Source organism: Xylanibacter ruminicola, assembly GCF_900107775.1.
Lineage (GTDB): Bacteria > Bacteroidota > Bacteroidia > Bacteroidales > Bacteroidaceae > Prevotella > Prevotella ruminicola_C.
In genome coordinates this window covers 481528-501852 of sequence record NZ_FNRF01000003.1, presented here as the reverse complement: position 1 = coordinate 501852, position 20325 = coordinate 481528, and the positions used below count along the sequence as shown (strand labels likewise).

15 protein-coding genes are annotated in these 20325 nt (G+C 49.8%); 3 read left to right on the top strand and 12 right to left on the bottom strand.

Annotated features, from left to right (window positions below; all coding sequences use genetic code 11):
* The first annotated feature begins 11 nt into the window (after positions 1-11).
* Positions 12-1670 (top strand): glycoside hydrolase 43 family protein, encoded by a 1659-nt coding sequence (locus BLU97_RS09665; protein WP_081352955.1) that lies wholly within the window; start codon positions 12-14, stop codon positions 1668-1670.
* Positions 1671-1677: 7 nt separating this feature from the next.
* Here the strand turns inward: BLU97_RS09665 and BLU97_RS09660 are convergent, their stop codons facing one another.
* From BLU97_RS09660 to BLU97_RS09650, 3 genes are read right to left on the bottom strand one after another with little or no spacing between them, the layout of a single operon-like run.
* Positions 1678-2598 carry an endonuclease/exonuclease/phosphatase family protein gene (locus tag BLU97_RS09660; protein WP_254771697.1) on the bottom strand — a complete coding sequence of 307 codons (921 nt, stop codon included), beginning with the start codon at positions 2596-2598 and terminating at the stop codon, positions 1678-1680.
* Between the two features lie 39 nt (positions 2599-2637).
* The gene (locus BLU97_RS09655; protein WP_254771706.1) at positions 2638-4209 is read right to left on the bottom strand and encodes a carboxylesterase/lipase family protein; all 1572 of its coding nucleotides are present in this window, start codon (positions 4207-4209) and stop codon (positions 2638-2640) included.
* A 14-nt stretch (positions 4210-4223) separates the two neighbouring features.
* Positions 4224-7289 (bottom strand): FAD-binding and (Fe-S)-binding domain-containing protein, encoded by a 3066-nt coding sequence (locus BLU97_RS09650; RefSeq protein ID WP_074761354.1) that lies wholly within the window; start codon positions 7287-7289, stop codon positions 4224-4226.
* A 188-nt stretch (positions 7290-7477) separates the two neighbouring features.
* Between BLU97_RS09650 and BLU97_RS09645 the strand changes: the two genes are divergently transcribed.
* A complete protein-coding gene (locus tag BLU97_RS09645) occupies positions 7478-9082 on the top strand; it encodes an L-lactate permease (RefSeq protein WP_074761353.1) in 1605 nt (534 codons plus the stop codon).
* Here the strand turns inward: BLU97_RS09645 and BLU97_RS09640 are convergent.
* The gene (locus tag BLU97_RS09640) at positions 9075-9875 is read right to left on the bottom strand and encodes a hypothetical protein (protein ID WP_139208976.1); all 801 of its coding nucleotides are present in this window, start codon (positions 9873-9875) and stop codon (positions 9075-9077) included. The genes BLU97_RS09645 and BLU97_RS09640 overlap by 8 nt on opposite strands.
* A gap of 154 nt (positions 9876-10029) precedes the next feature.
* Here BLU97_RS09640 and BLU97_RS09635 point away from each other — a divergent pair, with 154 nt between their 5' ends.
* Entirely contained in the window at positions 10030-11295 is a 1266-nt protein-coding gene (locus BLU97_RS09635) for an MFS transporter (RefSeq protein WP_074761351.1), read from the top strand.
* A 12-nt stretch (positions 11296-11307) separates the two neighbouring features.
* On the opposite strand, the gene BLU97_RS09630 is transcribed toward BLU97_RS09635, so the two are convergent.
* The 8 genes from BLU97_RS09630 to BLU97_RS15840 form a co-directional block, all read right to left on the bottom strand.
* The gene (locus BLU97_RS09630) at positions 11308-12054 is read right to left on the bottom strand and encodes a sensor histidine kinase (protein ID WP_175456356.1); all 747 of its coding nucleotides are present in this window, start codon (positions 12052-12054) and stop codon (positions 11308-11310) included.
* A 175-nt stretch (positions 12055-12229) separates the two neighbouring features.
* Positions 12230-12655, bottom strand: coding sequence for an Hsp20/alpha crystallin family protein (locus BLU97_RS09625; protein WP_028907222.1), 426 nt, complete (start codon positions 12653-12655; stop codon positions 12230-12232).
* 110 nt (positions 12656-12765) lie between these two features.
* Entirely contained in the window at positions 12766-16140 is a 3375-nt protein-coding gene (gene mfd / locus BLU97_RS09620; protein WP_074761349.1) for a transcription-repair coupling factor, read from the bottom strand.
* 318 nt (positions 16141-16458) lie between these two features.
* The gene (locus BLU97_RS09615) at positions 16459-16995 is read right to left on the bottom strand and encodes an HU family DNA-binding protein (RefSeq protein ID WP_074761348.1); all 537 of its coding nucleotides are present in this window, start codon (positions 16993-16995) and stop codon (positions 16459-16461) included.
* A gap of 683 nt (positions 16996-17678) precedes the next feature.
* The gene (locus BLU97_RS09605) at positions 17679-18440 is read right to left on the bottom strand and encodes a carboxypeptidase-like regulatory domain-containing protein (RefSeq protein WP_081352954.1); all 762 of its coding nucleotides are present in this window, start codon (positions 18438-18440) and stop codon (positions 17679-17681) included.
* Between the two features lie 11 nt (positions 18441-18451).
* Entirely contained in the window at positions 18452-19273 is an 822-nt protein-coding gene (locus BLU97_RS09600) for a nucleotidyl transferase AbiEii/AbiGii toxin family protein (RefSeq protein WP_081352953.1), read from the bottom strand.
* Positions 19270-19902 carry a hypothetical protein gene (locus tag BLU97_RS09595; protein ID WP_074761346.1) on the bottom strand — a complete coding sequence of 211 codons (633 nt, stop codon included), beginning with the start codon at positions 19900-19902 and terminating at the stop codon, positions 19270-19272. The genes BLU97_RS09600 and BLU97_RS09595 overlap by 4 nt, the downstream gene beginning before the upstream one ends.
* A gap of 237 nt (positions 19903-20139) precedes the next feature.
* Positions 20140-20325, bottom strand: coding sequence for a hypothetical protein (locus tag BLU97_RS15840; protein ID WP_139208974.1), 186 nt, complete (start codon positions 20323-20325; stop codon positions 20140-20142).

Here is a 20325-nt window from a genome sequence, read left to right as displayed (position 1 = left end):
GATATTTAATCATGAACAAGAAACTACTATTGAGTTTATCTCTCATGTCAATGACATTGGCAATACAGGCGCAATACCGCTCGAAGGTATGGTGCCCTGACAATGGCAACGGCACATATACCAACCCCGTGATCAATGCCGACTACTCCGACCCCGACGTGTGTGTGGGTCCCAGCGGCGATGACTACTATCTGACAGCTTCGAGCTTCCACTGCACACCCGGACTACCCATTCTGCACTCAAAGGATCTGGTGAACTGGCAGATTGTGGGCTATGCATTGAAAAACCTCTACACAGGCAATGAAGCACTGCTGCGTCACTTCAGTAGCAAACCACAGCATGGCAACGGTGTATGGGCACCCAGCATTCGCTATCACAACGGACAGTACTACATCTATTGGGGCGATCCCGACTTCGGCGTGATGATGGTGAAAACCAAACATGGCGACCCTGCCGGCGAGTGGGAAGACCCTATCTGCGTGATTGAGGGACAGGGCTATATCGACACCACCCCACTCTGGGATGACGATGGGCGTTGCTATCTGGTGAACGGATGGGCCAACTCGCGCAGCAAGTTTGCATCGGTGCTGACAGTGCGCGAGCTGAATAGCGAAGGTACCAAGCCCATAGGCGAACCAGTGATCGTGTTCGATGGTAACGGCACAGAGAACCGCACCTGCGAGGGACCTAAATTCTACAAACGCAACGAGTGGTACTGGATTATGTGCCCTGCGGGCGGCGTGCCCACAGGCTTTCAACTGGCCATGCGCGCCAAATCGCCCTATGGTCCCTATGAGCACAAGATAGTGCTGGCACAAGGCAAGACAGCTATCAACGGTCCTCACCAGGGCGCATGGGTACATACGAAATATGGCGAAGACTGGTTCCTGCACTTCCAAGACAAGGAGGCCTATGGTCGCGTGGTACACCTAAATCCAGTGGACTGGAGCAGCGGCTGGCCCATCATGGGACACAAAGGCGAACCGGTGACAAGCTATCGGAAACCAAAAGCCTCTGTGAACACCATCATCAATCCAGTAGAGAGCGACGAGTTTGACAAGCCTGCCACGGGACTGCAATGGCAATGGCACGGCAACTACGACGAGAAGTTTGGTATGGCTACCGCCTTTGGTACCTATCGCATCTACACCTATAAGCTGTCGGCTGGATGGAAAAACTTTTGGGAGGTACCCAACATGCTACTGCAGAAGACACCAGCCGATCGCTTTACTGTAACTACAAAGTTGCGCTTCACCTCGAAGGCTGAGGGACAGATGGGCGGCCTCATCATGATGGGACTGGACTATACAGCCCTGGTAGTGCGCCGTACCGGCAAGCAGTTCGAACTGGTGCAGATCACGTGCAACGGTGCTGACAAAGGTGCCGCACAAACAGAGCAGCTGATAGCCACCCTGAAGCCCACGGCTATAGACAAGATAGACTACAAGCCCGGCATGCACGAGGATATCTATCTGCGCATGATAGTGAACGACTCGAAACTGAAGCTGGCTTGGAGTCAGGACGGCAAGAATTTCAAACCTTGCGGCAGCGAGTTTAAGATGAAAGAAGGAAAATGGATTGGTGCCAAGTTCGGATTTGTATCAGTAGAGACCGATGCCAAAGCCGACCGAGGCTGGTTAGAGCCCGACTGGATAAGAGTCGGGCTCTAACCAGCCATTACTTTCTCAAACGTACAAAAACGGGATAGTGATCGGAGGGAAGGCGTTTCTGATGCTTTTGGAAGTTGATCTCCTGTGGAGCATTGGCGCCTTTGAGAACATCACCGTTTTGTGGAGCCTCCGACCAATAGGCATTGGTAAGTACGCCGTATCGCTCTACAACAAAACAGGGCGATACAAAAACATGATCGATACGACTGGCGGTCTTCAATTCAGGATCCCAGCTGTTAAAGGTACCGTTCTCGGCAAAGCGGAACTGCGCCTTCTCAAAGCTGTCGTCCAATACACCCGACTGTGTAAAGATACCATAAATCTCGTTAGTCTGATCAACATTAAAATCACCTGTCAGCACCACGGGCTTACCCTTAGAAATCTCTTTGATACGCTGCACCACCAGTTTGGCACCCTCGCGGCGTGCCACAGTACCTACGTGGTCCATGTGCAGATTAAAGTAATAGAACTTCAAACTGGTACCCTTGAGTTTAAAATAACCCCACGAGCAGATACGCACACAAGCGGCATCCCAACCCAAACCAGGCTTCTCAGGGGTTTCCGACAACCAGAAGTCGCCATGATCCAACAGTTTGATTTTGTTACGGTCGTAGAAGATGTTTGAGTGCTCGCCGGCATGTTTCCCATCGTCACGACCTAACCCGATACAGTCGTAATCGGTCAGCTGCTTTAATAAGTCCTGACGCTGCGACTCCAATACCTCCTGAGCACCGAAGATATCCGGATGTTCAAACAGTATCTGACCGCACAATACCGGCATGCGCTGCTGCCAGGCATTACCTGCTTTGGCATCGCCGTCGTTCTGGTAACGAATGTTGTAACTGCCCACGTAAAGCTCCTGGGCCTGTGTAGTAATGCTGGCTGCCATCATCATGGCAACCAGCATAAGTTTACTGAATACTTTCATTAGTAGCGTTTAATTATTTGTGTAAATGAATTGAATAAATTATCTGTTCGATTCTACTTCGGCACGCTTTGCACGATAGTAACGATCCACGAAATCAATCTGCTCACGGTTGGGCACATTGATCAGCGATGCACCATTGCTGAACTGCATAGTGGTTGGCTTGCTCTCGTCGAAGGTTGGCCAGTAAGGCAGCCCCTTACCGTTAGGATTACCCGTCTTGGCAAAGTTCACCCAATACTGCTGAATGATTTCGGCCACTGCACTCTCGGCTGGATATTTTTCGCTCTGCAGCAGGAAGTGACCGTTCAGGTACATGATATCATCGGCATGAGCCACACCCTTACGACGTGGATCACGTGAAAAACTCATCTCCGAAGGCTGAGCCAGATAAGCCGCATAAGCCGCACTCTTACCCGTCTTGGCCTGCAAGCTAACCCATGCGTACGATGGCCATGCAAAGCCCATATCACGGAAGGCATCGCCAAAGCCGTGCCAAGCCTCGTCGTTAGTAGCACCAGGATAGAACTTCAGTGCCTCATCGGCCCATGCACCAAAAATGCTCTTCAGCGTTTTCTGATAGTCCTCGGCAGTAATGTTACCTGGGGCAAACAGCGCACCCTCGTCGCTGTTAGTCATCACGATTACGGGCACATCGTTATACTCGCCACGCTCATACATACGATACTGGTCGTCGCAAATCACGTAGCCATCCACACAAGGCCAGAAACCGGCAAAGCCCACGTTACCATCGCACAGTGCCATGGCATCCATGGCACGCAGCTGCTTCAGGTTCCTTTTCTTCAGATGCTTCATAAAGGCCACGCCCTGCTGCTCGGCACCCTTCTGCGAGGCATCAAGTCCTAACGAACGTGGCGCATCGCTCCAAGGCGCAAACGAGCCACCGCTATGACTGATACAACGATGGAACAAACCACGTGCCAAAGGCGATGCACACAGCATGCTGCAGCTGATGGCACCGGCACTCTCACCAAAGATGGTTACCTGATCAGGATCGCCACCAAACTGGGCAATGTTACGCTGTACCCACTGCAGGGCATAAATCTGATCCAACAGTCCGTAGTTACCCGAGTGTCCGTCTTTGCTTTCCTTAGTCAGTTCGGGATGGGCCATAAAGCCTAAGGCACCTGTACGGTACTCGATGCTCACGATTACCACACCACGCAGTGCCAGGTGCTTCCACAGGTCGCCACCATACCACTCGGTCTGGAAACTGCCACCGTGAATCCATACCATCACAGGCAGTTTGTCGTTTACGGTCTTAGCAGGTGTGGCAATACCCAGATACAGGCAGTCCTCGCTCATCATATCGGCCGTACGACCAGGACGTGTGGGCTGTGGAGGCATTTTTCCAAACTCATCGCACACGCGTACACCCTCCCAGGCCTTAGCAGGCTGTGGAGCGCGCCAACGCAGATTACCTACAGGAGGTGCTGCGTACGGGATGGCCTTATACACGGCCAGTCCATCGTCCAGTACACCTTGTACATCACCAGTTTCTACATGTGTAGTCAGGAGCGCTTGCGCCTGCACAGCAGTGCTGGCTGCCATCACGATGACAACCAGCAACAGTTTTCTAAGTAACACTTTCATCACTTGTTTAATTATTATTTTTTAGTTGTTGTACATTCATTTACCAGATACACAATACTCATATAAGGTATGCCTGTGTTCGATTCGAGACCGATCTCACAGGTACGACTGTTAGAGTAGCCCACCTCGATATGGTTAGCCTCAATCTGTGGGCGCAGCTTGCGCAATCCGTACTTATTCAGCTCAGGGAAGGTAAAGCCTCTGTCGCCAGCAAAACCGCAACAGCCCACACCCTCGGGCAGGAACACGTTGTTTGAGCACAGCTTAGCCAAGGCTATCATATCCTTATCTACACCCATCTGTCGGGTAGAACACGTCAGGTGTAGTGCTATATGACGGTCGATAGGATGGAAATCCAATCGAGGTACCAGGAACTTCATAATAAACTCAGCAGGCTCATAAAGATGCATTTTATGCATCACCTTCTTCATACGGTGCAGACACGGACTCTGGGCGCACAGCACAGGATACTTACCCTCCTCGCTGGCTTTCCACAGGGCTGCCTCCAGTTCGGCACTCTTACGGTCGGCAATATCCAGCATACCCTTACTCTCCCATATCTGGCCACAGCACATACGCTCCATGCCCTCTGGGAAGATTACCTCGTAGCCAGCCTTAGCCATCAACTGTATCACCTCATCCACCAGGTCGTGAATCTTGCCGCCACTCTTCGACTGTCCCATGGTCTGATTGATACAGCTGGGGAAGTAAACCACCTTTGAACATTGAACATTGAACATTGAACATTGAACATTTTTATCTTCTGTTTGCGCAGCAGAATGGTCAATGGTCAACGGTGAATGGTCAATGGAATTAATGATAAACTGCGTCAGGTCGCTCTTCTTGGGCTGGCGATGCTTCTTAGGCATAGCGGTAGTCCAGAGTGGCAGGCCCATCTTGTTCATCGTACGACATACGGTAGTCATCAGTGTCGGACCGAGTGTGACGTGTGCGGCATGTGCCACGTCGAGCACTACGCGCAGTCCGCTCTTGATGCCCGCCATATGCTTGGATGCATAATCGCCCACCCAGTAGCCCAACGGACGCGTGTTCATATCCATCTGACGAATCAGGTGTGTCAGCTCGCCCGTATTAATCTTCATGGGGCATGAGGTTGAACACAAGCCATCGGTAGCACAGGTCTGATCGCCATAGTACTTATACTGTTTCTGCAGGCGCTCCAAGCGCTCGTCGTCCTCACCAGTCTTAATCAGATGACGAATCTCGCGCTGTACGGCGATACGCATACGAGAAGATAGTGTGAGTCCGCACGACATACAGTTAACCTCGCAGAATCCGCATTCAATACACTTGTTGGCACGCTTCACCTGCTCGATGGTTTCCTTGGCTGTACTCAGCTTGTGATCCATCAGGTAGTGTCCGCCATCAGGCACACTCTTGAAGTCGTAATCCAACTCTGGCAGCGGCTTCAGACACTTAATAAAGCAGTCGGGATCGTCGTTGAATATCACACCCTGGTTCAGTAGTCCGTTCGGGTCGAAGATAGACTTCAGCTCCTTCATCACCTCGTAGGCCTTCTCACCCCACTCATACTTCACAAACGGTGCCATGTTGCGACCTGTACCGTGCTCTGCCTTCAAACTACCGTCGTAGCCCTCAACCACCAGCTTAGCCACATCGCGCATCATCTCGGCATAACGGGCCACCTCGTGCTCATCGGCAAAGCTCTGATTCAAGATAAAGTGGTAGTTACCCTCAAAGGCATGACCGTAGATACAAGCATCGTCGTAGCCATGATCGGCTATCAGCTTCTGCAACTTCACCGTAGCCTCAGGCAGACTCTCGATGGGGAATGCCACATCCTCAATCAGGCACGAGGTGCCTACCGGACGTGTACCACCTACCGATGGGAATATACCGCTACGGATAGCCCAGTACTTACCGTACACCGCCGGATCCTCGGTAAACTCAGCAGGAATATAGAGTTTGAATGCCCCTAAGCACTCCTTGATCTTCTCGATCTTCATCAGCAGCTGATCGTGGGTAATACCCTTGGTCTCGGTCAGTATAGCCGTCAAGTTATGGTAATCGCCAGGCTGCACGCCCTCAATCTTACCGGCATCCACATCCTGCTTATACTGCAGATAAACGGGATCATCAACCGACGAGAGCGACTTATAGTCGAGCATCTCTGCACTCTTCACCATCAGGTTCTCGGCGCTCATCTCCAGGTCTTCGTCGCCAGCCTTCAGCTTCTTCATAGCCACCACAGCCTCACAACTCTCCTTCATGGTCATAAAGTAAACCATGGCCGATGCCTTGAACGGATAGTCCTTCAGTGTTTTCATCGTTACCTCCGACAGGAAGGCCAGTGTGCCCTCGCTACCTACGATAGAGTGTGCGATGATATCAAACGGGTCGTCGTAAGCCACCAGTGGGCGCAGATTCAAACCCGTTACGTTCTTAATACTGTATTTCTTGGTAATGCGATCGGTCAGCTCCTGATCGGCACGTACCTTGTCACGCAGTGCCTCGATCTTAGAGATAAAATCAGGATGTTGTTTCTTGAATACCTCGCGACTCACCGGGTCGCCAGTATCCAGCTCCGTACCATCGGTCAGGATGATACGCGCCGACAGCAGCATACGGTCGCTATTGGCATGCACGCCACAGTTCATACCCGATGCATTGTTTACCACGATACCACCTACCATGGCAGCACCTATAGATGCCGGATCAGGTGGGAACACGCGTCCATAAGGCTTCAGTATCTGATTAACCCTCGCCCCTACTATACCAGGCTGCAGTTTGATGCTTTCGGCATTTTCCGAGAGTGTATATTTCTCCCAATGCTTGCCAGCCACAATGAGCACGCTGTCGGTACAGCTCTGTCCTGAGAGCGATGTGCCAGCAGCACGGAAGGTAAAGGGCAGTTTATACTTATCGCACAACTGTACAATCTTTGATATCTCTTCCTCACCATCACTACGAAGCACTACCTTCGGAATCTGGCGATAAAAACTGGCGTCGGTACCCCAACCTAAGGTACGTAGCTCGTCGGTGTAAATGCGCTCGGCAGGCATGAATCGCCGAAGTTCTGATAAGAATTCGTTTAGCATAGGGCTCTTGGGTTTAGTTATACTCGATTTTTGTGAGCAAATATACAAAATTTTTCGATATCATCACACTTTTTCAACGTTTTTTTGCCTCTTTTGATTTTTTCACAAAAAAAATCGTGGTACGTATCAAAAGTTTTCGTATATTTGTCGGCAGAACTTATATAAATATTCACTAACACTAAAATCCTATGTCAGCATTAGTATCTGCTATCCCTATTCTGTTACTCATTGTTTTAATGATGGGTTTCAAGGTATCTGGCTACAAGAGCGCTATCATTACGCTGATTGTAACCGTTGTATTGGCACTGTTCGCAGCACCAGCCTTAGGCATTGTGCCCGAGAAGTATGCACAGGCAAGCATCGTTGGCATCACGCTATGGTCGGTAGTCGAGGGACTGCTCAAGGCCTGCTTCCCTATCATACTTATTATTATATGTGCGATTTTTAGTTATAACATCCTTTGCGAAACCAAGGAAATTGAGACTATTAAGACGCAGTTTATCCAGATGACCTCGGATAAAGGTCTGCTGGTACTGCTGCTTACATGGGGTCTTGGTGGTGTGCTCGAAGGTATGGCAGGCTTTGGAACGGCTGTAGCCATCCCTGCAGCCATCCTTATCGGCTTAGGTTTCAAGCCGATGTTCTCGGCTGTTATCTGTTTGATTGCCAACACCGTAGCTGTAGGATTTGGTGCTGTGGGATTGCCCGCCACCACACTGGCCAACCAGGTTGCTGCCAGCGGTACCGCAACCCCTGAGGAGCTTTGCGAGGTAGCCACCTTTATTATCCTGCAACTGTCGCTCATGTTCTTTATCACCCCGTTCCTCATCCTGATGCTAACGGATAAGACCAAGGTTATCAAGAACATCTGCATTGCGCTGTTTGTGGGTTCGTTCTCTATTATCGTGCAGTTCTGCTGTGCCCACTTTATCGGTCCTGAGACACCAGCCATTCTGGGTTCGGTAGCCGCCATCGCCGCCATGCTGATTTACAACAAGCTGTTTATACACGATGAGAGTGCTAACGATACGGTACAGATCGAGAAGAAGAACTTCGGTCTGGTTAAAACGCTCAAGGCCTGGAGTGTCTACGGCTTGATTATCTTCTTCATCCTGATCAGCAGTAAGATTGTGCCTCCTGTTAACGAGTTGTTGGGTAGCACACTGGTTACCAAGTTCGACCTGCCCGTTATTGGCAACACCTTTAAGTTTGGCTGGCTGTCGAATGCCGGACTGATGATTTTCCTGGGTGCCGTGATTGGTGGATTGATACAGGGCATGAGTTTTGGTGCGCTGATGAAGCTGCTGGCCAAAACCACACTGAACCTGCAGAAGACGGTAGTTACCATCTGCTGTCTGGTAGCCATGGCCATGCTCATGAACAATACGGGTATGACTAACGATATCGCTAAGGGATTGGTAATGCTTACCGGTGTGGCCTTCCCATTCTTTGCACCGCTCATTGGTAGTATCGGTACGTTTGTAACGGGTAGCGCCACCAATGCCAACATTCTGTTTGGTAAGCTGCAGGCCACTGCCGCCAGCGACTTAGGACTGGTTAACCAGGGCACCTTCTTTGGTGTGAGTGGTAGCGAAACCAACTGGCTGGCCGCAGCCAACTGTGCCGGATCAGAAGGTGGTAAGCTGCTGTCGCCACAAAGTATCGCCATCGCAACCGCAGCATGTGACATGGAGGGTCAGGATGGCGATATTATGCGTAAGACCATGCCGTTCGCTATCTTCTGGATACTGATGAACGGTCTGATGGTATTCTTAGGCTTGCACGTTATTTAGCAGGCTGCAGGTACCAGCGTACCGTCCAGCTTAGCTCAGCATTGGGAGCCAGGGTTGTATAAGCACCTTGGCTCTCTATTTCTATATAGGTCTTGCCACGGTTCACGTACACCTGTATCTCGGCCTCGCCAGGAGCAGGCTCATCAGCCTTCAGGTCAGCAAACTTCTTGGTCAATACCAGGCCGTTGTTCTCGTAGCTCAGCCAGCCCTTACCGTCGGCATTCACCTTACGGTTCTGCGGCGCCTCGTCGGCAGCATAGCAAGCCACACCGTCTTTCTGCTCAAAGTTCATCAAACCGGCAGGCCATATGCTCTCCACAGGGGCATCAAACTTAATCACACCAGCATTAGGCACACGGGTAATCTCCCATGGGGCCACTTTGCGTTCTTCGCCGCTCTCGTTAATAATACTGTAGGTAATCACAATGGCACCATCCTTGTTATCGGTACTGAAGTCCTTGCGCACACGGTACTTCAGCTTCTCCGACACCGGACTGGTCATCACCAGATGCCCGTCTTTCTCTACTACCTCGTACACGCCCTTGTCGAGTTCGAATACGGGAGGCCAGTTCCACTCCTTCTGCGGACTTGTCCAGAAAGTGCTTCCGAAGCTTTCGGGCCACTTGAGCTGCGAAATTACTTCCTGATCCTGATACTTGAGCGACATGATTTTGGCGCCCTTTTCGGGGTTGATAATCATGGTTACATCACCAATCTTCACCTCTTTGTTCTGAGCCATAGCTGCCGATGAAAGGACCAGGGCTACGGCCGAAAGCAATACAATTCTTTTCATACTTATAGTTGATAATGATTATTTTTTTTGTTGTTATGACGCATGCCGAGGTCAAAAGTTAAGCCGCGTTATAGTTCGTTAACGTTAGTTCTGCCGATAACCGCCCAAAAAAGCGTACCTTTGCATTTTAAAAGTAGAAAGATTGGAAGATAAGATGGACAGACTTTGGAATAGGAACTACTGCAAGGTGATGGCAGCCAACTTTACGTTGTTTTTTGCCTTTTACGTGCTTACACCGCTGCTGCCGCTCTACCTGAGCGAGCATTTCGGCGCTACTAAGGATGTAATCGGACTGGTACTCTCGGGCTATACCATTACCGCCCTGCTGGTGCGTCCATTCAGTGGTTATGTGGTAGATACGTTCCCCCGCAAAACAGTGCTCATGATAGCCTTCGGTTTGTTTGCCATCTTCTTTGCAGGCTATCTGGCCGCCTCTACCCTGCTGCTGTTCACCATTGTGCGCACGCTGCATGGCGGTCCCTTCGGCTCAGTTACCACGGCCAATGCCACAGTAGCCATCGATGTGCTGCCCAGCAGTCGACGTACCGAGGGTATCGGCTATTACGGCTTGAGTAACAACCTAGCCATGGCCATCGCACCCACCATCGGCATTTTCATCTACCAGCTTACCAACAGCTTCGAAGTTCTGTTCTGGCTAGCGCTTATCGTGGCCACTACAGGCTGGCTGATCGACTCAACCGTTGATTTATCGAGGAAGGACGAAGGAGGAAGGAGAAAGGAGAATTGTTCAACTCTCTCATTAGACCGCTTCTTTCTTACACGTGGCTGGCTGTTGGGCCTGAACATGGTGGCTTTTGGCTTTAGCTTTGGTGTGCTTAGCAACTATCTGGCCATTTATGGTAAGGAGGTTATGGGTATTACCGGTGGCACAGGCACCTATTTCATGCTGTGCTCAGTAGGTCTTATCCTCAGTCGCCTGCAAGGCAGCAAAGCCCTCCGCGAAGGTCGTGTAACCCATAACGCCGCTACCGGTATGGTCATCTCCCTGGTAGGCTACACATTGTTCATTTTAATGCCAACGCTAACTCAATGTTCCATGGTCAATGTTCCGCTCCAGCTCTGCTGGCTTGCAAGGCAAGAATGGTCAATGTTCATCGGCTACTATGGTTCCGCATTGTTGATTGGTTTGGGCAACGGTCATATGTGGCCTGCGTTCCAGAACATGACCATCAATGTGGCCACCAACAAACAGCGTGGCACTGCCAACAGTACCATCCTTATCTCGTGGGATATCGGTATGGGATTAGGAATTCTGGTTGGTGGTATCGTAGCCGAGTTGATTAGCTACAGCGCAGCTTTCTGGACGGTAGTACTCGTTAACGGTACGGGTGTAGCCACATATTTCCTGGCTACGCGCGCCTTCTTCCTGCGCCGCAACCTCAATCCTACCGTACGCTAAAACATGTTGTGATTATCTTACCAACCCCTTCTTCGTGTCGCGCATCTTACAAGGTATCCAAACCGTAACATGGGTACCCTTGCCTTTCTCCGACTTCAGTTCGATGGTGCCATGCAGACCCTCAACAATCGACTTGCAGATAGATAAGCCCAGACCCGAACGCTGATTAAACAGTGCCAGCGAATCGTTACCCTGAATGAGTGTTGAGAAGTTCGACTGGAAGTCCTGAGGCTCACCGTCGCCTGTATCAATCACCTCAATCCTCAGGCCCTTATCCTCTTGGTCATAATCGATGGTAATGGTACCCTCCTGGGTGTGCGCAAGCGCATTGTGCAACAGGTGTGTCATCAGCTGATACATCAGGTTGGTATCTACCATGCCCTTGGCGTGTGGCGACAATGGCGAACGTACAACTACTTGTACATTGGCACCTGCGTCGCGCTGAGCCTCACGGCGATACGACGCCATCAGCTCGGCCAGATTCACCTCTATCATGGTAAAAGTGGCCATATTACTATCAAAGCTCGACAGTTCGAGTAGCTGCGATATAAAATACAGCAACTGCTTACCATTCTGGTTAATGGTAGTCATCGCGGCATTCAGCTTCTTAGGATTTGTTTCTTCAGTATCCAGCAGCTTCTGACTATCGGTAATAATAGCATTCAAAGGCGTACGCAAGGCATGACTCACATTGGCCATAAACACCGTTTTAATACGCTCGCTACGCTGTGCACGACCTATTTCATTTCTTAGGCGCACATGATAATAATGCTGCACAAGGAAAAGACAGATTGCAAACAAAAACAGAATCAGAATAAAAATAATCGATTGCCAACTCATAATGCTATATTTTAGGTTATTGAGTGCAAAGATAAGAAATAATCCGAAAAAAAAGAAGCAGTTAACATTTGTTAACCGCTTCTCCGATGTTTTATTATGCTATGTCTATCTGTCGCGATAGCTTAACCTTCTCTTCTACTATCTTAGGCAGCTCTACAGTAAGTACTCCGTTTTCTACGCGTGCCTTAATGTCCTCCTTCTTAACGTCGTCGGGCAGTATCAGTGTCTGCTCAAACTTCGAGTACGAGAACTCGCGGCGCAGATAGCGCATGTTCTTATCCTCATCCTTGTGCTCCTGCTTCTGTTCCATCTTAATAATCAGGTTGCCCTCATCGTTAATATGAACATTAAAATCCTCCTTCTTCATGCCCGGTGCTGCAAGCTCTACGGTGTAGGCCTTGTCGCTTTCTTTTACGTTGATAGCTGGTGCTGTGCAATTTGCCTTCGGCATATACTCGGTGTCGAACAAATCTGCAAATACACTTGGAATCCAACTGTTAGTTCTCATTACTGGCATCATAATTTTTACCTCCTAATTCTATTTTTTAAAATTGTTAAACCATGTTGTTGAGCGCCTAGTGGCGTTCACAAGCCATGATTGCAAAACAGATACCAGAGGCAAATTATGCGTCAGATTGACAGAATCTCCTGACAGATTGTCAGCGCAGAAGCTACAGTAGGTACCTCGGATATAACCACCGAGTGCTTACCTTTACCCTCGCGGAAGTTGCACTTACGGGGATAGCGCGACACGTACTGCAGTATCTTACCAAAGGCCTCGCTCTGGAAGTAAGGACTATCGTCGCGACTCACAAAGTAGAAGTACATCTTCTGCTGCTTCAGCATGATTTTCTCGATACCCAGCTGCTTACCGGCCACACGTAGCGGTACCACCAGAATCAGCTCCTCGCTCACAGCAGGTATGGCACCGAAACGGTCAACCAGACGTTTGCGATAGGCATCCAGCTGCAGCTCCAACTGCGTACTGTTAGCCAGGTTGTCAAGCTCACGATACAGCAGCATACGCTCCGAATCGCTCGGCACATACTGATCGGGGAAGTACATCTCGATATCGCTATCCAGTGCACAGTCATCAACCCAGGAGATATTACTTGTATCACTAGCCAGGCTAGCCGGGCTAGTTTTTCCAGCGGCAGAGTCTGCCGCTGAAGCGGCCGATTCGGCCGAAGCTAGGAATTCGGGCTCTTCGTTTTTAAGCTCACTCATTGCTTGGCTCAATATCTTCTGGTACGTTTCGTAGCCCAAATCGGCAATAAAGCCGCTCTGCTCCGAACCCAACAGGTTTCCGGCACCACGGATATCCAGATCCTGCATGGCGATGTTAATGCCCGAACCTAAGTCGGAGAAGTTCTCCAGGGCCTCCAGTCGTCGGCGACTCTCAGGATTCAATGCCGAGAGTGGCGGTGCCAGCAGATAGCAGAAGGCCTTGCGGTTGCCACGTCCCACACGTCCGCGCATCTGGTGCAGATCGCTCAGTCCGAAGTTGTGGGCACCATTAATAATGATGGTATTGGCATTAGGTATGTCGATACCGTTCTCAACGATAGTGGTCGAGAGCAGTATGTCGTAATCGTAGTTCGAGAAGTCGAGGATAATCTTTTCCAGTTCCTCGGGCTTCATCTGTCCGTGTCCGATACATATACGCGCATCGGGCACGTACTTCTGTATAATCTCGGCTATATGCTGCAAATCGGCTATGCGGTTGTTCACAAAGTACACCTGTCCGTTTCGGCTCATCTCGTAGTTCACAGCCTCGGCAATAATCTCCGGACTAAAGGTGTGGATCTCGGTCTGTATCGGATAGCGGTTAGGTGGTGGCGTTTGTATCACACTCAGATCGCGTGCGCCCACCAGCGAGAACTGCAACGTACGTGGTATAGGTGTAGCACTCATCGTAAGCGTATCTACCGATGTCTTCATCTGGCGCAGCTTTTCCTTGGTTGACACGCCGAACTTCTGCTCCTCGTCGATAATCAGCAATCCCAGGTCCTTAAACTTCACGCTCTTGCTGATCAGTCGGTGTGTGCCGATGATGATATCTATCTTACCCTCGGCCAGATCCTTCTGTATGCGATTGGTATCCTTAGTGGTACGTGCACGTGTCAGGTAATCCACCGTTACAGGCATGTCCTTCAGTCGGTTGCTGAACGTACGGAAATGCTGATAGGCCAATACCGTAGTAGGCACCAGCACAGCCACCTGCTTACCATCCACGGCGGCCTTAAAGGCTGCACGCACAGCCACCTCGGTCTTACCAAAGCCCACATCGCCGCACACCAGTCGGTCCATCGGACGTGCCTTCTCCATATCGGCCTTCACATCCTGTGTAGCCTTCAACTGGTCGGGCGTGTCCTCATACAGGAACGATGCCTCCAGCTCGTGCTGCATATACGAGTCGCGACTAAAGGCAAAGCCCTTTTCCTTCCTACGCTTGGCATACAGTTTTATCAGGTCGCGCGCAATCTCCTTAATGTGCTGTTTGGTGCGCTCCTTCAGGCGTTCCCACTGTCCCGTACCCAAGGTAGAGAGTCGTGGTGCCTCGCCATTATCCTGCGACTTGTATTTGGCCACCTTATACAGCGAGTGGATGCTCACGTAGATGGCATCGCCATGCTGATAGGTGAGTTTGATCATCTCCTGATAGCCATCGCCCTGCGGCATACGTACCAGTCCGCCGAACCGTCCCACACCATGATCCACGTGTACCACGTAGTCGCCAATCTCAAACTGCTGTATCTCCTTCAGCGTCAGCGCCATCTTTCCGCTACGGGCCTTGTCGCTCTTCAGGTTGTACTTGTGGAAACGGTCAAATATCTGGTGGTCGGTAAAGAAGCACACCTTCAGGTCGTCGTCGATAAAACCCTCGTGCAGTGTCTTATCTACCGGTGTAAAACGTATCTGTGCATGCTCGCCCTCGTTTTCGGCGCGCTGCGCAAAGATATCCTTCAAGCGCTCGTTCTGCTTGGCGCTGTCGGCCAGTATATACACCTGGTAGCCCTTATGCAGATAGTTGTCGAAAGCCTGAAACAGCATCTCGAAGTTCTTGTGGAACAGAGGCTGAATGGTGATGTGGAAGCTGATCATTGACCATTGACCATTGACCATTGACTGGCGATGACCGAACTCAATCCTGCGGAAGCCCTCAGCCTGATGCATAAACTGCACGCCTGTTACCAGCGGCATATCCTCCTGGAAAGCGGCATCGATGGCATCGCGCACATACAGATAGTCCTTGGTGGCAATGATGGTATCCTGGGGCAACAACGACAGGAACGGCTCCTGGGCAGCCTCGTCGGCCTCCAGTTCGGGCACTATCTCTACCCTGTCACGGGCATCCAGTGAGAGCTGATCCTCCACCTGGAAGGTGCGCACGCTCTCCACATCGTCGCCAAAAAAGTCGATACGATACGGGTACTCGCAGCTGTAGCTGTACACGTCGAGGATAGAACCTCGCAACGCAAACTGTCCGGGCTCGTACACGTAGTCCACCTCGTTAAAGCCCAACTCGCGCAACTGCTTGGTGATATCTCCCACGGGCACCTCCTGCCCTTTCTCAATCACCACCGTACGGTCGTTAAGCGTTTGCTTAGGCACCACCATTTCGGCCAGAGCCTCGGGATAGGTTACGATGAACACCGATTTGTCGATCTGTGTCATCACCTCAGTGCGCAGGATTTGTGAGGCCGAATCAAGCTGTCCGTACTTGATGGCACGACGGTAGCTGCTTGGGAAGAACAGCACCCGTCGGGTGCCCAACAGCTGTGTCAGGTCGTGATAAAAGTAGCCCGCCTCCTCGGCATCCTGCAGTATAAACAGGATGGGCGACTTACACTTAGCAGCCAGACTTCCAAACAACATGGGTGCACTCGAGGCCAACAGCCCCTCAAGGAAAATACGTCGTGTTGCCGCATTTTCAATCTCATGAGCCAGCGCCGCCACCTGTGGCAACTTGGCATATACCTTCTCTAGTTCTTCTATCTTCATTGTGATTCGGTTGCAAAAGTACAAAAAAATTGGCACGGATTACACGGATTAACACGGATTAATAATAAAATTCGTGTATTTCGCGTAATTCGCGCCTCTTTCTTCACTCTGGCGCTACACGATTTCTTCGACAAGCGAAGCGTTTACACGATCTGTACGCCCGAGGCAGCTGCTCCTGCCGCACCTAACAAGGCGGTCAGCACTGCCAAAAGGAACTTTGCATAAGTCCTCCAGTTCTTCATCATAATTCCTCCTTTCCTAATTTTTACATTATTTCTTTTTTACCTTTTAATAAGGCCGGGGCCGAAGCCCCAAACCTTAATCGCCGTACGACTCATCGTCGTCACCATTGCCGCCACCATTGCTGGGCTGGGTGTTGCCGCCAGTGTTACCGCTGTTGTTACCACTGTTGCTGCCGTTGTTAGCAGGCTTAGTGGTGTCAACATCATTCTTGGGGGCTTCCTGCACACTGCAACCAGTGATGAAGGTCTTCTGACGCACGCCACTGCCATCGGTCTTAACCTCGGGCTGGAACAGCACGTGCAAGTCCTTTATGTTCTTGCTTACGCTGAAGTCGGCTGCGCTGTTAGCACCCTCGCCATGAATGCCGATCTTAAACGATCCAAAGCCATTCAGCTTTACACGCTTAGAATCCTGCAACTGGTCGGCCATCGTCTCGATGAGCTCAGTGATCACAGCCACGATATCGGCCCTTTTCAAGGTACAGTTACGCTGCATGATAGTGGCCAGCATCTCCGTATCCACGGTCTGGGTGATCACGGCTCGTGGATACCACTTGCCATAGCCTTTAGCCTTAGGCGATGTTACTTTCGACAATCTGTAAAATACAGACATATTGCTCCTCCTTTCTTTACTCGGGATTCACATCCCTACTGCGTTAATTACTACTTAGGGCAGGAGTTTCCTGCTTGCAGCATCATTTTTCAAATGCACTGCAAAGATACAATATTTTTAACCCTTTTCCAAGAAAATTAGCCTTTGGCAGTTAGCCAAAATCATGCTGGGTTCCCCAGCTGAGTCACAACCACCTTAATCCTCCTTGTCCTAAGGAGGATCTCAAACCACTCCCCAAACCCCTCGCCAATCTTTGGCAAGGGGCTTAAGTTGATTCCGAGGGAAAACCCTCTCCATCAAAATTTTGGTATGGCTCTCCAGCCTTTGCCCCTTCGGGGTTCGCCATTCCTTGCTTAATGGGGGCAAGCCCCCAAACCCCAGCACTTCGTGCTCCATATTTTTCAAGGTCAGTAGCCCTAAGAAAAACATTCTTCGACAAGCGAAGCGCTTCGCGATTACCGCACGAGGAGGTCTTTAGAGGCTGTACTATTATCGGAATCGTCTTCGATTCTTGTGTCGCGTAGCGAGACAAGTAAATCGACATGAGAAGCTGTTTGAGCGCAGCGAGTTCTTCGAATGATTCCGATAATATTACAGCCGGCCTCCGAGACAGGACGTTTTTCTTAGGGCTACTGACCTTGCAGTAGTCCCTTGCAGTAGTCCCTTGCAGTAGCCGAAAAAATTTATTTATAATCTGCGGATTGGAAGTTGCAGAGGTTTTCGCCTTTCTCGTGGTGCTTGGTGTTCTCGGCGGTGATGCGTATCTGGTGGACGTCGGTATCGTCGTTACACACCTTGTAGTCGAGCATCATCAAGAATGCACCCATCTTCTGATTGCCGTATTGCTCGGTCATATTCTGGATGCTCAGAATCTTTACCTCCTGACCATCTACGAACGCCTGCACCTTAAAATCCTCCAGCTTCACCGAATAGTCGATCACACCATTGTTGTTGTCGCGATACAGTTTTTCGTCGTATTTCATCGCCTCGGTAGCACTCATCGGACGTGTGTAAACCATCAGTGCATTGGTGCCTGTGGGACAGAATGCCGTAGTGCCATACAGTTCAAGTCGGTGATAGCGAGGGTTGATAGTCAGATCCTTGTCGGCCATGATATTCCAAGCCCAGAACTCCAGTCTTCGGTCCTGCTCGGGCAGCTTACTGAATCTTACGTACTCGTCCCACCTCACAGCCGTAAGAGCCATATACCGACCAGGTTTAACGTTGGCGATACAGTAATAACCGGCACTATCGGTAGATGCACTATCCACAGCATGAAAATGCTTGTCCATCAGCATCACTGCACAGTGACTGACAGGCTTGCCATCAAAATCAGTAACACAGCCCGATATCTTAACCCGCTGCTGCGCCATGCCCGTCATACAGCCCGCAATCAGCAGCATCCATAAAAACAGTTTCTTCAATTGTCTAACGTCTATCATCATGATTAAAATTATTATTTAAACACTATCATGTCGGCCAGTTGCAGGAAGTAATCATTCGACCAGATGTCGAGTTCGCGAGGGTTATCGATGAATCCCTCAACATCTTGTTTTACAAGATTGATATCGGATGTTGCGAGCTTTTCACGAAGCTGCTGCATAAAAACTTCTTTCTCAATTAACTCTCCACTGAACTCGCGAATTCTTTCCTGCAGGTGGTGATAATCAAGCGGTATCTGGTGACGTACATACCATTCAAAATCGTACCAGTCACGGCCCTTTATTCTGCGTTGCCAAGCACGATAAACCAATGCATGCATCTTGCCAGCATACAGATCGGGCAACGTAAAGCACCGAGTGATAAAGGTGTATGGCATAATCAGAGTTTTCTGCTCTGTTTCAAACGCCAATGGTGGATTGGTATCAAGCTCAATCTTTACTTTTATCGTTTTCTTGGTTTGGAACTTAATATCGTAAGCTTCAGTATTCTCCTTTAGGAAAGCCGACTCTACACGTCCGAATGTCTTCTTCTCTTTCTTTACGATATTTACTTCATGCCCTGCCAACTTAAACTCCTCGATGATAGCTGGGAAGTAGTTTTCGAGATGTATGTCATCGCGCTTCTCGACTAACGAGAAGTCCATGTCTTCTGAAAAACGTGGCAGGTTATGGAATATTCGCAGACATGTACCACCATAAAAGGCTGCATGCTGAAAAAATCCGCCTCGTTGTAATCCTGCAAGAGCTATGCGTTGCATAACTTCTTGTTCAACGTTTGGCGTGGCAGTGCCCACTCTCTCGGCTAGTTGCGCCACCATTTCGTCGTAAATACTCATACTCGCTTTATAATTTTAATGAGGTTATTAAATATCTGTTCCTTACCACCATTCTGGGCGCAAGCCTCGATAATACTGATGTCGAATTCGTTCAAGGCATCCATATCAAAGCGTATATCCTCTTCGAGATATTGCTGTAATCTAATAACCGATTGCGACGGTAGGTAAGAGTCGTATAGCATGGTATCGCAAAGTGCCTTTTCGGGTGTAGCCATCAGGCAATTTACGCCATTCTCCTCTACACTCCTGATGCCGATTGGAAAATAACTGGGCTTTACCTGATAATAGGTGAAACGTCCTAATTTATTCTCAAACTCTCTGCTACGCTTGGTGGTGATTGAGGTCATGGTAAATACGCGCTCTGGAATCAGTCCGTACCATCTTAAAGCCCATTGCAGCGAGACATACGAAGGGCCATAGATATGATTGGCGCACAGTCGTACATTGATGGGCTTGCCACTTACTTGCTCATCCACCACATATAGTCCGCGCTTTAATCGGATAAGCTGTCCGTCCTTTTCTAAGGCCCGCACCTTTTCGTTAGGAGCTGCCAGATAATCAAAACAGGCAGCTATGGTGCCAGTCTGTACAGGAACATTCCCCAATTGTATCAAAGGATTTACCTTCATAAGCACTATTCTTTTGGCTGCAAATCTATAAAAAACTGCACAGAAAACCAAATAATTCTTTGTTTTCTGTGCAAAAATTAATAGTTTTTAACACCCTGCCAGGGGACAGGTTCCTGACAGCGCTATGACCACCGGTCTGCCATAAAATGATTTTTTTTGTGTTATAAAAAGTAGCTTTTCATGCATCGAAAAGCTACTTTTTGATGGGTGAAAAGTTACTTTTCGGAGGGCGAAAAGCTACTTTTTGTTGGGATGGTGGTGGCGCGCCTCCAAGTCGCGCAGGATGCGCCGGTCGCGACTGGGCTTTACGTAGTACAGCCACTTGCAGTGGTTGCACACACGGCGGTAGGTGCCCGTCTTCATACGTTCTAATTTGCTGCGCGGCAGCGTTTGCCCGCAACGCGTACAAGTTATGTACTCCAT

Coding starts and splice junctions, on each gene's coding strand:
- BLU97_RS09615 (WP_074761348.1), bottom strand. CDS start 16,995: ATGTCTGTATTTTACAGATTGTCGAAAGTAACATCGCCTAAGGCTAAA.
- BLU97_RS09600 (WP_081352953.1), bottom strand. CDS start 19,273: ATGAGTATTTACGACGAAATGGTGGCGCAACTAGCCGAGAGAGTGGGC.
- BLU97_RS09660 (WP_254771697.1), bottom strand. CDS start 2,598: ATGAAAGTATTCAGTAAACTTATGCTGGTTGCCATGATGATGGCAGCC.
- BLU97_RS09640 (WP_139208976.1), bottom strand. CDS start 9,875: ATGAAAAGAATTGTATTGCTTTCGGCCGTAGCCCTGGTCCTTTCATCG.
- BLU97_RS09645 (WP_074761353.1), top strand. CDS start 7,478: ATGTCAGCATTAGTATCTGCTATCCCTATTCTGTTACTCATTGTTTTA.
- BLU97_RS09655 (WP_254771706.1), bottom strand. CDS start 4,209: ATGAAAGTGTTACTTAGAAAACTGTTGCTGGTTGTCATCGTGATGGCA.
- BLU97_RS09605 (WP_081352954.1), bottom strand. CDS start 18,440: ATGATGATAGACGTTAGACAATTGAAGAAACTGTTTTTATGGATGCTG.
- mfd (WP_074761349.1), bottom strand. CDS start 16,140: ATGAAGATAGAAGAACTAGAGAAGGTATATGCCAAGTTGCCACAGGTG.
- BLU97_RS15840 (WP_139208974.1), bottom strand. CDS start 20,325: ATGGAGTACATAACTTGTACGCGTTGCGGGCAAACGCTGCCGCGCAGC.
- BLU97_RS09650 (WP_074761354.1), bottom strand. CDS start 7,289: ATGCTAAACGAATTCTTATCAGAACTTCGGCGATTCATGCCTGCCGAG.
- BLU97_RS09635 (WP_074761351.1), top strand. CDS start 10,030: ATGGACAGACTTTGGAATAGGAACTACTGCAAGGTGATGGCAGCCAAC.
- BLU97_RS09665 (WP_081352955.1), top strand. CDS start 12: ATGAACAAGAAACTACTATTGAGTTTATCTCTCATGTCAATGACATTG.
- BLU97_RS09595 (WP_074761346.1), bottom strand. CDS start 19,902: ATGAAGGTAAATCCTTTGATACAATTGGGGAATGTTCCTGTACAGACT.
- BLU97_RS09625 (WP_028907222.1), bottom strand. CDS start 12,655: ATGATGCCAGTAATGAGAACTAACAGTTGGATTCCAAGTGTATTTGCA.